Genomic DNA, 14,314 nt, shown 5'->3' with positions numbered 1-14,314 from the left:
TCCTTTCGTCAGTCCTTGATCCCGGACATCGTGATGCGCCCGGGTTGGATTGCATGAACGTCTTCTGCGCTCAGTCCTTGATCCCGGACATCGTGATTCCTTGGATGAACGTCTTCTGGGCGAAGAAGAACAGCACCACGATGGGGATGAGGATGATGGTCGAGACGGCCATCAGCGGGCCGACGGCGGTGTCGCCCTGGGCCCCCTGGAAGAACGTCAGGCCGAGCGACAGCGTGTACTGGCTCGACTTCGTGAGGTAGAGGAGCGGTCCGAGCAGGTCGCTCCACGATGCCAGGAACTGGAACAGCATCACCGCTGCCAGCGCCGGCTTGCAGAGCGGCAGGATCACCTGGATGAAGATCCGCAGCTCGCCGGCGCCGTCGATCCGGGCTGCGTCGGACAGTGCCTCCGGGATGCCGAGGAAGAACTGCCGCATCAGGAAGATGAAGAACGGGATGCCGAAGAACGTCGGGACGATCAGCGGCAGGTACGTGCCCGTCCATCCGATGTCGCGGTAGGCCACGAACAGCCGGACCATCGTCACGTAGAACGGCACCATCATCGTCGCGATGAGGATCGTGAAGACGCCGTTCCGCCACGGCCACCGGATCTTCGAGACGCCGTAGCCGACCATCGCGCTGGAGAGCGCGGCGCCGATCATCGACGGGACGCAGATCACGAGGGTGTTCCAGAAGTACTGCAGCAGCGGGAACGTGGCGAGCCCGTAGGAGAAGTTGCCCGTCGTGATGGTCTCCGGGAACCACTTCACCGGGAACGCCCCGATGTCCGCCTGCGTCTTGAACGCACCCGTCACCATCCAGAACAGCGGCATCAGGAACACGACGCTGAGCACGATGAGGACGGAGTGCTTCGCGATCGACTCGGCGATCTGCGGCCAGGTCCGGCGGCGGTGCCGGGGGACCGGCTTGCTCGGTGCGGTGTTCCGCCCGGGTTCGCGAGCGGCCGCCGCGGCGGCGGTCGGGTTCTGGATGGCGGTCATCGCGCCTCACCTCCGTAGTAGACGCGCCGGCCGATGATCCGGTACGCGAGGATCGAGACGGCGGCGATGATGATGAACAGCACCCACCCGACCGCGCTCGAGAACCCGAGTTGGTAGTGGTAGAACGCCGACTGGTACAGGTAGACGCCGGACACCAGGGTCGAGCCGGCTGGATCGCCGTACCCGCCCGTCATCACGAACGCCTGCGTGAAGTACTGGAAGCCGGCGATGAGGCCCGTGATCGTCGCGAAGAGCAGCTGCGGGCTGATGAAGGGCAGCGTCACGTTCCGGAACTGCTGCCAGGAGCCGGCCCCGTCGAGGGAGGCTTGTTCGAGGAGGTCCTGCGGCACGCCCTGGAGTCCCGCGAGCAGGATCACCATGAGGTTCCCGACGCCCCAGAGCCCGAAGAGGATCAGCGCGGGCTTGGACCAGTCCGGGTCGGAGAGCCACCCGGGCCCCTGGATGCCGAACAGTCCGAGGACGTTGTTGATCACGCCGTACTGCGGGTTGAGGACGTACGCCCAGATCACGGCGCTCGCGACGATCGGCACGATCGACGGCACGAAGAAGACCACGCGGTAGAACCCGAGGCCCTTCACGCGCCAGTTGAGCAGCAGCGCCAGGCCGAGGGCGACCGCGATGCCGAGCGGCACCGAGATCACGGTGATGAACAGCGTGTTGCCGAGGGAGAGCCACCACTGCCCGTCACCGAACAGCTGGCGGTAGTTGTCCCACCCGACCCACTGCCGGGTGCCGCCGAGCAGGTTCGCGTTCGTGAAGCTGTTCACGGCGCTGGTGATGATCGGGCCGCCGGTGAAGGCGATGAGCCCGATGATGGCGGGTGCGGTGAAGAAGAGGCCCCACAGGAACGTCTGGCGTTGCGCGCGCGTGCGCGGGATCCAGTGGGTGAACCAGGACGTCCCGCGCGGCTTCGCACCGCGCGTCGTGATGCTCCGTGTGACGCTCACGGGTGCTCCTTCCGGAACTCGTCGAGGGCCGAGTTGACCTGCGAGGCGACGCTCTGCAGCGCGCGCTCCGGGGTCGTCTTGCCGTAGATCGCGCTGCTGACGGCGACGTCGAGCGCGGTCGCGTAGGTGCTCGCGACCGGGATGGTCGGGCGGATGTTGCGGGCGGCGAGGAGCCCCTCGCGGTAGATCGCGACGTTCGGGTCCTTGCGGAACTCCTCGAGCACCGGGGACTTCGTGTAGCCGGGCAGGAGCGTGCCGTACTCGTAGTTCGACTCGGTTCCCTTGTCCGACACCGTCGCGAACTGCAGGAAGTCCCAGGCGGCGTCGTGCTCCTTGGACTCCTTCGGGATGAAGAGGTCGTAGCCGCCGAGCCAGGTGGCGCCGCCGGGCTGGCCGAGTCCCTCCGCGTAGGGGAAGAGCGCCGCGCCGAGCTCGACCTTCGCCTTGTCGCCCTGCTTGTAGACGTTCGAGCTGTCGGTCGTGGTCATCGGCGCCATGCCGACGTTGCCGCTGGCGATCGTCGGCAGGGTCTGTGACGGCGCGGTGACGGCCAGCTGGCTCGCGCCGCCGACCTTCTTCGCGTAGTCGCACATCCACTGCAGCGCCTGCACGATGTTGTCGTCGTCGGGCGTCGCGACCTGGTTGTCGTCGCTCATGAACTTGCCGCCGAAGGCGAAGCCCATCGTGAACATCGAGTTGCTGAAGCCGTAGTAGTCCCACGGGATGGTGCCGATGCGGGTGACCCGACGGCCGTCCTTCGTGAGGATCGCGTCCGAGAAGCGGTCGAGCTCGTCGATCGTCTTCGGGGGTGTCTCCGGGTCGAGCCCGGCGGCGGCGAACACCTTCTTGTTCCAGAACAGCGGGAAGTTCACGTCGACGAGGATCGGGTGCGCCCAGATGCCGTCGGTCGCGGTCATCTGCTTCCAGACGGCGGGAGCGTAGTCCGCTTCGCCCAGCCCGGCCTTCGCCATGTAGCCGTCCAGGCGGGTCACGACGCCGTAGCCCGCGAACTGCGGGTACTCCTCCGGGGTGCAGAAGGCGAGGTCCGGCGGAGTGCCGGCGGCGATCGCGGTCTGCAGGCGGATCTGGGTGTTGCCGGACAGCGGTGCGTAGGTCACGCGGACGCCGGTGTGGGACTGGGACCGCTCGTACAGCTCGGCGAGCATGACCCAGGCGTTGCCGAGCGTGCCGCCCCAGATGTTGTACATCTCGACGACGTGCTCGCGACCCGATGCCGGGTCCTTGCTGAGGCGGATGCCCTGCTGGTCGGCGGCGACGGCGCCGCCGGAGATCACGGTGCAGCCGGCGAGTCCGATGGTGGCCGTGCCGGCAGCGAGTGCGGCGAGGAACGCCCGTCGGGACACGTCGCGTGCCGCGGGCCTGGTGGGCGGGAATGGTGGTCTCGTCATCGAGTACCTCCGGTCGTCGTCGTTGATGATCGGGCGCCGTGGGTGGCGTTCATCGTTCGCGATGAATCGTTTCAGCGGTGTGGCGATGAATATACGCATCCGTGGTCATGGGCGCCAGTGTTAATTCACAATGATGGATGAAACTGACTGGCGGTCGGTGTTGGGCCCTTCCGTGTCCCGTGCTCAGTCCCACGCGACGACGACGGCGCCCGCCTCGTAGGTCGCCACCGGGTTCGCGAACGGCAGCGGCCGGAGTTGCTCGGCGTCGACCAGGCGGAGCCCGGGCAGGCCGGTCAGCAGCCGGGTGATCGCCAGGCGGATCTCCAGCCGGGCGAGCTGCTGGCCGATGCACCCGTGCGGACCGTGCCCGAAGCCGAGGTGCCCGAAGGCGTCCCGGTCCACGTCGAACCGCTCGGGGTCCTCGAAGCGCCGGGAGTCCCGGTTCGCCCCGACGGGGGAGACCGACACGGTCTGCCCCGCACGGACGGCGACGCCCTCGATCTCCAGGTCCTCGGTCGCCGTCCGCGGGAACAGCGTCAGGAACATCGCCCCGGTGCGCATGAACTCCTCGATCGCGGGGGCGACCCGCGCCGGGTCCGCCCGGAGTCGCTCGAGCTGGTCGGGATGGGTCAGGAGCGCCACCGTCGCCGTCGCGATCAGGTACGCCACCGAGTCGTGGCCGGCGCTCATCAGCTGGAAGACGAGCCCCTCGAGCTCCTCGCGCGAGAAGTCCGAGGCGAGCAGGTCCGTGATGACGTCGTCGCCCGGGTCCGCCGCCCGCCGGTCGACCACCCGGCGGATGAAGTCGAACCGCTCCTGCGTCGTGGTGCCCCGGACGAAGTGCCGGGAGAACTCGGGGACCAGGTCCTCGTGCACGCCGATCACGCTGCAGTGGGTCCGCGCGGCGATCGGCTGGGCGTACTCCGCGAAGAGGTCGACCGGGCCGCCGGTGCTCCGGAGGTGCTCGAGCTGTCGCTCGACGGACGCGTGCACCTCGGGCTCGCGGCCGCGCACCTGCTTCACCGAGAACCGTCCGGTCACGCCGCGGCGCATCCGCTGGTGGACGTCGCCGTCGAGCGCGAGCAGGTTCGCCGCGTCGATCGAGCGCCGGGCGGCGTCGTCGAGCGGTGGCGCCGGGTCCGGGTCGTGGTCCGGCGTCCCACCCTCCGCCGGGTCCGGCGCGGGACCGCGGGGCATCCGGTGCGGCACCTGGCTGAAGCGCGGGTCCCCGAGCACCGCCCGCGCGGCGTCGTACCGCGTCACGACCAGGCCGACGTGGCCGTCCTGGTACTCGAGCGGGGTGGCCGGGCCGGCGTCCCGCCACGCGGCGAACCGCGGGGACGGTGTGAGCGGGGTACTGTCGGCGGGCAGCTGGTGGAACGGGCATCCGGACACGGGGGCCTCCTGGGGGTTCATGCCCGCACGGGCGCGGGCACGGGCACGGGGACGGGCACGGGCACGGATCGGTCGAGTTCGGTTCGGGCGCGCCGGAACGCCCGCGGTGCACCCCATCCGACGACGCCGGTGGTGGTGCCGACGCGGTCCCGCTGCACGAGCACGTCGGGGTCGTCGGGCCACGGAGACAGCGGCAGCGCGGCGTCGAAGGTGCCGGCGGCCTGGATCCGGAGCCCGTGCACCTCGGACCAGAAGAACGGCGTCGGCGCGGGCGTCGCGGCGCTGCCGGTGATCGTCGCCGCGACCGAGAGCGCCTGTTCGACCGCGTTCGTCTGGTGCTCGACGCGGACGGCCCGACCGGAGCGCGGGTCCCGCCATCGGGCGACGTCGCCGATCGCGTACATGTCCGGGGCGGCACGGCCGAGTTCGTCGCAGCCGACGCCGTCGGACACGTCGAGCCCGGACCCGGCGAGCCACGAGGTCCGCGGTCGCCCGCCGGTCGCCGCGACCACGAGGTCGGTGGCGACGGAGTCCCCGTCGCCGAGGAACACCGTCGCCGCGCCGGTCCGCACACCGGCGCCGGTCGCCGCGCCGGCACCGGCGTGTGCGACACCGCGCACTCCCACGCCCGCCCGCACGTCCACCCCGTTCCCGCGGTGCAGCGCCAGCAGCCGATCGGACAACAGCGGCCCGACGGTGCCCGCGGACAGCCGTCCGCTCCGCCCGACCACCACGACCTCGCGGTCGTCCCGACGGGCCGCCGAGGCGATCTCCGACCCGAGGACCCCCGTCCCGATCACGGTGACGTGCCGGGCCGTGGCCCACGCCGTCCGCAGCGCGAGGGCGTCGTCGAGGGTCCGGAGCTGCCGGACGCCGTCGGCACCGGGGAACGACGGACGGACCGCCTCGACCCCGGTCGCGACGACGAGCACGTCGTACGGCAGCAGCTCGTCCCCGACCTCGACGCGGTGTGCGAGCGGGTCGAGTGCCGTGGCGGCGGCACCGCTCCGCAGCGTCACGTCGAGCTCCCGCAGCGCGGCGGCCGTCCGGAGCGTGGCGCGTGCCGGCTCCCACGACCCGTCGAGCACCTGCTTCGACAGCGGCGGCCGGGCGTACGGATCGTGTGGTTCGGCGCCGACCAGCGTGATCGGCCCGGTGTGCCCGGCGGCCCGCAGCCCCTCGGCGCAGGTGACGCCCGCGACCGAGGCGCCGACCACGACGACGTGCACGCTCACTCCTCGATCGTGATCGCGCGCGCCGGGCAGAGCGCCGCGGCACGTCGGGCGTCGGGCTGGTCGGGCCCGTCCGGCCGCTCGACCAGGAGTTCGACGATCCCGTCGTCGTCCTGGTCGAACAGCTCGCCGGCGACGAGGGCGCACTGGCCCGCCCCGACGCACGCACTGGTGTCGGCGATGATCTGCATGGTGCCTCCCGTGGCTCCGCCGGCCGTGTGTCGACCGGTCCCGTCGACGCTAGGTCGACGATCGCGCGCAGCCCATGGGGTGAGCGACCACAACATGGATGTTCCGGTCACCACGGGCAGCAGCTACCCTCGCTGCATGGACGAAGGCGTCGGCCCCGTGGTGGTCGCGGCGAACTGGTACCGCTTCCGCGCCGGGGAGCGGATCCGGCACGAGCGCGTGCGGAGCGAGTGCTTCCTGTGGGTGCTCGGCGGCACCGGCCGGGTGCGCTCGCGCGACGAGTGGTTCACGCTGTCGGCGGGCGCGGTCCTCCGCCTGCCGTGGGACCACGACGTCGAGTACCGCGCCGACGCCCGCTCGCCCTTCCGCCTCGGCACCGTGCACGTGGTGCCGCGGCACGCACGCGGCGTCCCGGTCGTCCCCGCCGTCGCGCACCAACCGGGCGACCCGCTGTACGCCTCCGCGGCCCGCGACGGCGACGCCGGTCACCCGGTGCACTCCGTGGCGTCGACGGCACTGGCGCGCCGGATCGCCTCGCTCGGCCGGTACACGGTCGAGCGCTTCGGGGAGGAGGCGTGGGACGAGTCCGCCAGCCGCGCACTCGGTGCGCTCTTCCGTGCCGAGTCGGTGCACACCGCCGGCCAGGGTGACGGGATCCCCGCCGCACTCGAACGCATGACCGCCTTCGTGACGGAGCGACTCGAGACGCCGCTCACGGTCGGCGACGTGGCCGCTGCGGGCGGGTGCAGCGTCTCCACCGCCGGTCGCCTGTTCGCCGCGCACCTCGGCACGTCGGTCGCCGCGTCGATCCGGAACGCCCGGATGCGGGAGGCCGCTGAACTCCTCCGCACGAGCGGACTCCGCGTCGGCGAGGTCGCCCGGGCCGTCGGCTTCACCGACCCGCTGTACTTCTCGCGCGTCTTCCGTGCGACGTTCGGGGAACCGCCGAGCCGCTACGGGCTCGGGCAGATCCGTCCTTGACAGGAGGCGCCCGAGCAGTGAATCGTTTCACGCGGTCGGTGTGCCGGTGCACCGCGGCATGGAGGAGCGATGGAGCCCCTGGGCACCACGGACGGTCGGATCGACGCGGTCGGCACCGCTGACCAGGGGGTGCGGTTCGCCTGGACGCCGACCGGACCGCAGACCGCGGTGCGCGTCGTGGTCCGGGACGGCGACGCGGTCGTCTGGGACTCCGGCCCCGTCGCGACGTCCGAACCGTGGCTGCGATCGCCGAGCGGCGTCCGGTTCGCACCGTGGCGACGACACGATTGGGAGGCCCGGATCGACTCCGGCGCGTCCGTCACCACCGCACGCGGTGCGTTCACACCCGCCCCCACCGACGAGCGCGCCTGGCACGACGCCGACTGGGTCGCGGCGACCGACGGTGCGCCAGAGACCGACCACGCGCGGGAGCGGTCGCGGGACGGCAGCCTCGCGGCACCGGTGCTCGCCCGGACGATCGCTGCGGGGGCTCCCGTCACCCGTGCGCTCCTCGCCGTCACCGCCGGCGGGCACGTCGACGTCCGCGTCGACGGACGCCTGGCCACGGACGAGGTCCTCTCGCCGACGACCACGCACTGGGACCAGCGGGTCCAGGTCGTCCTGCACGACCTGACGCCCGCGTTCGCCGAGGGCGGCGGGCACGACCTCGGGCTCGAACTCGGCCGTGGGTTCTTCGGCATGACGAACGCGAACGTCTGGGCGTGGGAGCGCGCGCCGTGGCACGCCGAGCCGCGCGTCCGGGCGCTGCTGCGGCTGGAACGCGAGGACGGGGCAGTGGAGGTGATCGGCACCGGGCCCGACTGGACCGCCCGACGCGGGACGATCCTCCTGGACGACCTGTACGGCGGCGAGATCCACGATCTCCGCCGTCGACCCGGCCGACCGTCCGCCGGGGCCGTGCGCCCCGCCGTCGTCGTGCCCGGACCCGGCGGCCGGCTCGAAGCGCGGCTCGAGCAGCCGATCCGCGTCGTCGAGGAACTCGTCCCGGACTCGGTGGTCGAGACGGCACCGGGGGAGTGGGTCGTCGCGTTCCCCCGCGTCATCGCGGGGTGGGTGCGCCTCCGCCTGCCCGGTGGTGCTGCCGACAGCACCGTGCGGATCCGGTACGGCGAGCGGCTCCGCGCCGACGGACTGCCGAACGCCGACGACGAGAAGCACTACTTCGCGGACGGCTTCCAGACGGACGAGGTCACGCTCGACGACGACGCCGTGACCTGGGAACCGCGGTTCTCCTACAAGGGGTTCCGGTACGTGCAGGTGTCCGGATGGCCCTCGGACGCCGGACCCGCCCTGTCGGACGTCGTGGCGTGCGTCGTCCGCACCGACGCCGCCGTCACGAGCACGTTCACGGTCGACGACGACCTGCTGCAGTGGATCCACGACGCCACCGTGCGGACCATGGAGAACAACCTGCACGGGTACCCGACGGACACCCCGAAGTACGAGAAGAACGGGTGGACCGGGGACGCCGCCGTCGGGGCGGACATGTTCCTGACCGACCTCGACGCCGCGGCCGTCCTCACGAAGTGGGTCGGCGACCTCGCCGAGACGACCACGCCGGGTCACCCGCCGGCGCTCATCGCCCCGAACGCCGGGGTCTTCGGCGTCGACGAACGGGCACCCGTCTGGCACGCCGCACTCGCGACGGTCCCGTGGGACCTGTACCGGCACACGGGGGACCCGGCCGTGCTCCGGGCGCACGTCGAGACCATCGAGGAGTACGCCCGCTTCGAGCTGTCCCGCTCGCCCGGCGGGATCGCGGACACGATCCTCGGCGACTGGGTCGCACCGGGCACGGACCCCGGCGGCGGCAACCCACCCGAGGACTCCCGCGTCCCGGCGACGGCGTTCCTGGTCCGGATCCTCGACACCGTCGCCCGGATCGACGACGTGCTCGGCCGGGACGGCTCGTGGGCGGCCACCGCAGCCGACGACGTGCGACGCGCGTTCGTGGACGCGTTCGTCGTCGACGGTGTCGTGCGAGGTCCGCGCGACGAGGGGTTCCGGCAGTCGCACCAGGTGCTCGCGCTGGCGTTCGACGTGGTGCGCTCGCCCGCCGACCGGGCGTCCGTCGCGGCGGCGCTCGCCGCGGACGTCCGGGCCCGAGGAGACCACCTGGACACCGGGGCGATCGGGACGAAGTGGCTGCTCCCGGTGCTGACCGACGCCGGGTACGCGGACGTCGCGCTCGCGGTCGCCCGGCAGACGACGGTCCCGTCGTGGGGTGCGTGGTGGGCGGCCGGCGCGACGTCGACCTTCGAGCACTGGGACCTCGCCGCGCGGTCGCACGGGCACTACTTCCTCGGCACGGTCGACGACTGGCTCACCGGGTACGTCGCCGGGCTGCGGCCGGTGTCGCCCGGGTGGCTGCGGTTCCTCGTCGCGCCGGCCGTGTGCGGGGCCGTCGGGGCAGCGTCGTGCTCGGTCCGGACGCCGTACGGGACGGCGGGGGTGCGGTGGTCCGCTGCGGGTGGGGTCGTCACCCTGACGGTCGACGTGCCGCCGGGGACGACGGCCGAGGTCCGACTGCCCGACGGTTCATCGACGGAGTTCGGCCCCGGGTCGCACACCGTGTCGAGCGCGCTCGCTTGACGGCCCGCCTGCCGGCTGCCGGTCCGGGAGGGGGCTTCGTCGAGAGCGCAGCAAGTGGCGTCTCGCATGCTGCAGAGCGCCACTGTTGCGCACTCGGCGAAGGCAGACCAGAATGCAACATGTTGCACACTGGCTGATCGAGAGGACGATGATGTTCACGACGACGAAGACCAGCACCACCGCGACGGCAGTAGCGCTCGCCGTCGCCGGAGCGCTGCTGCTCGGCGCCGCACCGGCCCAGGCGGACCCGGACGCGCCCGGCTGTGCCGTCACCTCGGCGGAGGCGGACCACGTCCACGGCGTCGTCGTGTTCGACCTGCGCTGCGACGAACCCCGCGACGTCGTGGTCGACGCGACCGCCTGGCACGGCGACGCCGACGACCACCAGGTGGTCGACACGAGGACCGTCACGAAGCACTTGGGAGCAGGGGAGCGGTGGAGCTCCGCGATCGCGTTCGCGACCGACACCGACCCGTCCACGGACCAGATCACGGCCCAGGTGCTCTCCTGGATCGACCAGGGTGACACCCAGGAACGCCCGGCGATCCTCGCGACGGTCGCGGGCTGAGCGCTCCGGTCGCTAGCGTGGCGCCATGCAGACCCCCGCTCCCGGCACGCTCCGCGTCCTGCACCTGTCCGACACCCACCTGACCGGCGACGGTGCCCTGCACCAGGGGACGGTCGACACCACGGCGGTGCTCGACACGTTGCTCGAACGACTCGACGCGGTCGAGGGGGTCGGCCTCGTCGTCGTCTCCGGGGACGTCTCCGAGGACGGTTCGCCCGAGTCCTACGCGGTGCTCCTCGAGCGCGTCGGGGGCTGGGCGACCCGACACGGCGCGGCCCTCGTCACGGTGCCGGGCAACCACGACCAGCGCGAGGGGTTCCGGCAGGTCCTCGCGAACGGGCACGTCCTCGGCGAGGGCGGCCGCCCCGTGATGCACACGATGGAGTACCACCCGCCGACCGTCCCCGTCTGGGGCCAGTCGCTCGTCGCCGGGCGTCGGGTGCTCACCGTCGACACGAGCGTCCCCGGTGCCGGCTACGGCGCCCTGAGCGAGGAGACCCTCCACCGCCTCCGGACGGCACTCGCCGAGGACGCGGGTGCGCCGCACGGGTCGATCGTCGCGCTGCACCACCCGCCGCTGCCCGCACCGACCGCCCTGCACGAAGCGCTGCGACTGCAGAACCCGGGCGACCTGGCCGACGTGCTCCGGGGCTCGGACGTGCGGGTCGTGCTGGCCGGGCACTACCACCACCACTTCGCCGGCAGCATCGGCGGGGTGCCGGTCCTCGTCGCCCCGGGCGTCGCGAACGACACCGACGTGATCGGTGCGTACGGCTCCGAGACGGCGTACGTCGGCACGGGCGCGCTGGTCGTGGACGTCGCCGAGGACGGCTCGCTCTGGTCCACCCCGGTCCGGGTCCCCGTCGCGGGAGCAGACACCGTGGCCGTGCACCACGACACGGACGCGGTCGCGGCGATCATCGCCGAAGCCGGCGCGCACTGAAGCCGGCCGTCGAATCGCCGCGGCCGACGGGTCGGACGCACGCCGTACCTCCCGTCCGGTGCAGCGGAGCTGCCGGTACCCCGGACGCGCAGGCAGTTCCTCGGCAGCGCGAGTAGGCCGGTGCAACAACGTCCGAAGGAGTGCGCCATGCGAACCGGCAGTGCAGTGCAGTACGACCGCTACGGCGGATTCGACGTCGTCGAGCTCGTCACCCAGGAACAGCCGAAGCCCGGACCGGGCGAGGTCGTCGTCGAGGTGTCGGTCGCCGGGTTGAACCACATCGAGCGGTTCCTCCGCGAAGGCCGGCTGCAGGACCACATCGACCTCGAGTTCCCAGCACACCAGGGCGTCGACTTCGCCGGCGTCGTCCGCGCCCGCGGTACCGAGGTGCGCGACCTGCACGTCGGCGACGAGGTCATGGGGCACGCACCCCACGGCGGCGCGCATGCGACGTGGGTGACCGTCCCGCGCGGCGCGGTCGTGAAGAAGCCCTCCACGATGACGTTCGAGGTCGCGGGCAGCCTGTACCTCGCCGGGTGCACGGCGCTCTCGGTCGTGCGGTCGCTGAAGCTCGGGCCCCAGGACACGGTTGTGATCAGCGCCGCGGCGGGTGGCGTCGGACACATCGAGTGCCAGCTCGCGCACGAGGCCGGCGCGACCGTGATCGGGCTCGGCAGCCCGCGCAACCACGACGCCCTCCGGCAGATCGGCACGCTGCCGGTCGCCTACGGCGACGGGGAGGCAGACCGTATCCGGGAGATCGCCGACGGCCGCCCGATCACGGCCTTCATCGACAACCGGGACGAGGGCGAGAACGCTGCCCTCGCGGAGTCGCTCGGTGTCCCGGAGAAGCGGTTCGTCTCCAGCGAGGACCGGCGCGACCTCGAGATCCGGTTCCTGCGGGCCCCCGGCGACGACCAGGAGGCGATCGAGATGCTCACCACCCTCGGTGACCTGGTGCAGCGGCACAAGGTGCAGTTCATCATCTCGGGATACTACCCGTTCGAGTACATCGTCGACGCGTACGAGGACCTGGCGGAGATGCACTCGCGCGGCAAGGTCGTGGTCGGCATGCAGCCGGTCGAGACCGGCGCGCGACTGCACTGGTACAAGTCCGAGAAGTCCCGCGACCTCAGGGACCCGGTGTCGAGCGGCACGCCGGCACGGCCCGAGGCGCAGTGAGCGCTAGCTGAGGACGTCCTTCGTCGCGAACCGGCCGTACGCCAGCGTGCCGAAGACCGCGACGTAGCCGAGCTGCAGCAGCGCGTTGCTGCCGAAGGAGTCGAACGCGATCGGGTCACGGAGCAGGTCCCCGAACCCGAGCCACTGGTGCGAGAACAGGAAGGGGTGCAGCCAGTCCAGCTGCGGGAGCTGGTCGAGCACCTGGGATGCCCCGGCCAGCACCACCGTCGCGGCCATCGCACCGACCGGCACGTTCGTCAGGGACGACGCGAACAGCCCGATCGCGGACAACCCGAGCATCGACAGCGTCACGTAGAGCGCCAGCAGCAGGGCACGACCGGCGTACGACCAGCCGTCGACCTGCGTCCCGGAGAGCAGCGTCACCGGCCCGATCGGGAACAGCGCGGCGCCGATCGCGGCACCGACCAGCACGATGAGGAGCGTCGCGGCGAGGCAGAACGCGACCGCGCCCGCGTACTTGACGAGGATGAACCGGAGGCGCCCGGTCGGCGCGACGAGCAGGTAGCGGATCGTGCCGTGACTTGCCTCGCCCGCGACCGTGTCACCCGCGACGACCCCGACGGTGAGGGGCAGGAACAGCGGGATCGACACCGTGAGCGCCGTGAACGAGACGAACAGGCCGTTGTTCGTGATGTCGCCGAGGAACGCGGGGCCGCCGGAGTCGTCCCCGGTGGTCAGTCGGACCGCGACCGCGATGAGGATCGGGACGAGCGCCAGCGCGCCGAGCATCGCCCACGTGCGGCGACGGCGGAACACGAGCGCGAGCTCGGAGCCGAGCAGCGCGAAGGGCCGGGACCGCGTCAGGGGAGCCGTGCGGGCCGTGTGCGCCGGGGTCGCCGTGCGCTCAGGCTGCGACATCGAAGCCCTCCCCGGTGAGCGCGACGAACAGGTCTTCGAGGGTGCCACCACCGACGGCGACGCCGCGGACCCGGACGTCCGCGCGCACGAGTTCCGCCACGATCGTCTCGGGGAGGAGCTCGGCGGGCAGGTCGGCCACCAGCGCATCGGCGCCGCCGTCGTGCCGCGGGGTGAGCCCGAGCCGCATCAGCACCGACCCGGCCTGACCGAGGTCCGGCGTGTGGACGGTCACCGTGCGTGCGCCGGCGGACCGGAGGTCGTCGAGGGTACCCTGCGCGACGAGCTTGCCCGTGCGCATGACCCCGGCGTGCGTGCAGACCTGTTCGATCTCGGCGAGCAGGTGGCTCGACACGAACACCGTCGTGCCGTCGTCCGCCAGCGACCGGATGAGGTTGCGGACCTCCCGGGTGCCCTGCGGGTCGAGGCCGTTCGTCGGCTCGTCGAGCACGAGCAGGTCGCGCGGCGAGAGCAGCGCGTTCGCGAGGCCCAGTCGCTGCTTCATGCCGAGCGAGTACGCGTGCGCCTTCTTGTCCGCGGCATGCGAGAGCCCGACACGGTCGAGTGCCGCCGCGACGCGGGCCTTCCGGCTGCGCGGGTCCGAGGTCGGATCGGCAGCGTCGAAGCGACTGAGGTTCGCGCGGCCGGAGAGGTACGGGTAGAACGCCGGGCCCTCGACGAGCGCACCGACGCGGGGGAGCACCGAGTGCAGCGCCGAGGGCATCGACTCGCCGAGCACCTCGATGGTGCCGCCCGTCGCGGACGACAGGCCGAGCAGCATCCGGATGGTGGTCGTCTTCCCCGAGCCGTTCGGCCCGAGGAACCCGAAGACGGCACCCCGGGGGACGGCGAGGTCGATGCCGTCGACCGCGCGTTGCTTGCGGAAGACCTTCTGGAGGCCCGTGGTGCGGATCGCGAAGTCGGCTGCGGTCGTCGGGGCGCCCGCGTCGGTCGTGGC

At 72.0% G+C, this 14,314-nt stretch carries 13 protein-coding genes; 5 read left to right on the top strand and 8 right to left on the bottom strand.

The annotated features are described in order from the left end of the window. Positions 1–70: 70 nt before the first annotated feature. The 6 genes from EDF27_RS07635 to EDF27_RS19630 form a co-directional block, all read right to left on the bottom strand. A complete protein-coding gene (locus tag EDF27_RS07635; protein WP_132048021.1) occupies positions 71–1,000 on the bottom strand; it encodes a carbohydrate ABC transporter permease in 930 nt (309 codons plus the stop codon). Beyond that, positions 997–1,968, bottom strand: coding sequence for a sugar ABC transporter permease (locus EDF27_RS07630; protein ID WP_207909581.1), 972 nt, complete (start codon positions 1,966–1,968; stop codon positions 997–999). Before EDF27_RS07630 ends, EDF27_RS07635 begins: the two co-directional genes overlap by 4 nt. Then, positions 1,965–3,377, bottom strand: a complete 1,413-nt coding sequence (locus tag EDF27_RS07625; RefSeq protein ID WP_165931396.1) for an extracellular solute-binding protein — start codon at positions 3,375–3,377, stop codon at positions 1,965–1,967. The genes EDF27_RS07630 and EDF27_RS07625 overlap by 4 nt, the downstream gene beginning before the upstream one ends. Before the next feature lie 183 nt (positions 3,378–3,560). After that, complete coding sequence (locus EDF27_RS07620) at positions 3,561–4,793, bottom strand: cytochrome P450 (RefSeq protein ID WP_132048017.1); 1,233 nt, start codon at positions 4,791–4,793, stop codon at positions 3,561–3,563. Continuing rightward, positions 4,790–6,007, bottom strand: a complete 1,218-nt coding sequence (locus EDF27_RS07615) for an FAD-dependent oxidoreductase (RefSeq protein ID WP_165931395.1) — start codon at positions 6,005–6,007, stop codon at positions 4,790–4,792. The genes EDF27_RS07620 and EDF27_RS07615 overlap by 4 nt, the downstream gene beginning before the upstream one ends. Then, complete coding sequence (locus EDF27_RS19630) at positions 6,004–6,195, bottom strand: ferredoxin (RefSeq protein WP_165931394.1); 192 nt, start codon at positions 6,193–6,195, stop codon at positions 6,004–6,006. Before EDF27_RS19630 ends, EDF27_RS07615 begins: the two co-directional genes overlap by 4 nt. Positions 6,196–6,331: 136 nt before the next feature. Between EDF27_RS19630 and EDF27_RS07610 the strand changes: the two genes are divergently transcribed. The 5 genes from EDF27_RS07610 (at position 6,332) to EDF27_RS07590 (ending at position 12,480) form a co-directional block, all read left to right on the top strand. Then, complete coding sequence (locus tag EDF27_RS07610; protein WP_132048013.1) at positions 6,332–7,174, top strand: helix-turn-helix transcriptional regulator; 843 nt, start codon at positions 6,332–6,334, stop codon at positions 7,172–7,174. 69 nt (positions 7,175–7,243) lie between these two features. Continuing rightward, positions 7,244–9,787, top strand: coding sequence for an alpha-L-rhamnosidase (locus tag EDF27_RS07605; RefSeq protein ID WP_132048011.1), 2,544 nt, complete (start codon positions 7,244–7,246; stop codon positions 9,785–9,787). 112 nt (positions 9,788–9,899) lie between these two features. Then, positions 9,900–10,355, top strand: coding sequence for a hypothetical protein (locus EDF27_RS07600; RefSeq protein WP_132048009.1), 456 nt, complete (start codon positions 9,900–9,902; stop codon positions 10,353–10,355). 25 nt (positions 10,356–10,380) lie between these two features. Continuing rightward, on the top strand, positions 10,381–11,298 hold the full coding sequence (locus EDF27_RS07595; RefSeq protein ID WP_132048007.1) for a metallophosphoesterase: 918 nt from the start codon (positions 10,381–10,383) through the stop codon (positions 11,296–11,298). A 147-nt stretch (positions 11,299–11,445) separates the two neighbouring features. After that, positions 11,446–12,480 carry an NADP-dependent oxidoreductase gene (locus EDF27_RS07590; protein ID WP_132048005.1) on the top strand — a complete coding sequence of 345 codons (1,035 nt, stop codon included), beginning with the start codon at positions 11,446–11,448 and terminating at the stop codon, positions 12,478–12,480. A 3-nt stretch (positions 12,481–12,483) separates the two neighbouring features. Here the strand turns inward: EDF27_RS07590 and EDF27_RS07585 are convergent, their stop codons facing one another. After that, the gene (locus EDF27_RS07585; RefSeq protein ID WP_279433185.1) at positions 12,484–13,359 is read right to left on the bottom strand and encodes an ABC transporter permease; all 876 of its coding nucleotides are present in this window, start codon (positions 13,357–13,359) and stop codon (positions 12,484–12,486) included. Beyond that, positions 13,346–14,269 (bottom strand): ATP-binding cassette domain-containing protein, encoded by a 924-nt coding sequence (locus EDF27_RS07580; protein ID WP_132048452.1) that lies wholly within the window; start codon positions 14,267–14,269, stop codon positions 13,346–13,348. The genes EDF27_RS07585 and EDF27_RS07580 overlap by 14 nt, the downstream gene beginning before the upstream one ends. Positions 14,270–14,314: the final 45 nt, after the last annotated feature.

The sequence above is a fragment of the Curtobacterium sp. PhB136 genome (genome assembly GCF_004346855.1).
Taxonomy (GTDB): domain Bacteria; phylum Actinomycetota; class Actinomycetes; order Actinomycetales; family Microbacteriaceae; genus Curtobacterium.
Note: the sequence above shows the minus strand (reverse complement) of the source record. Positions and strands in the feature narration are given on the sequence as shown.